This window comes from Umbribacter vaginalis, from assembly GCA_001552935.1.
Classification (GTDB): Bacteria; Actinomycetota; Coriobacteriia; order Coriobacteriales; family Eggerthellaceae; genus Berryella; species Berryella vaginalis.
Genome location: KQ959704.1, coordinates 660 through 1,066 on the forward strand (window position 1 = coordinate 660; position 407 = coordinate 1,066).

1 protein-coding gene is annotated in these 407 nt (G+C 40.3%); it reads left to right on the forward strand.

Annotated elements, in window-relative coordinates:
• Window positions 1–259: hypothetical protein (locus HMPREF3190_RS07435; RefSeq protein ID WP_449676224.1), on the forward strand; the 259-nt coding region annotated here is incomplete at its 5' end.
• Window positions 260–407: the final 148 nt, after the last annotated feature.

Consider the following 407-nt stretch of genomic DNA (forward strand, 5'->3'; position numbering starts at 1 on the left):
TGTAGACCAACCCGAAGTGAAAGCAATACCACCGAAATATAATGTAATTAAAGGTTTAATGACAAGTGATGGTAAATTTTTTCCTTATTCACAACAAGATGAAGCATATGAATATCAGCTAAAACACAAATTAGGAATAGGAAATAGAGAAAAAAGAGAACTTATTGATCCAGGTCGCCCTTACTCTCCTGAAAAAGGACACTGGGAAGATCCTACAACAGGCAAGCGTCTATCACCTACTTATGAGCGCAGTCATTAGGCTATAAAGGAGCACTACCATGCACATCATTATTTATCGATCGGCATCACGAGAAGAAATACAACCAACCTTGCTATCGTTCGCTGATGGCGTTGTCTTGGAGCGTGATTTTCTCGACTGGTCTGCACTCAAAGAGCAAGGGCTTATC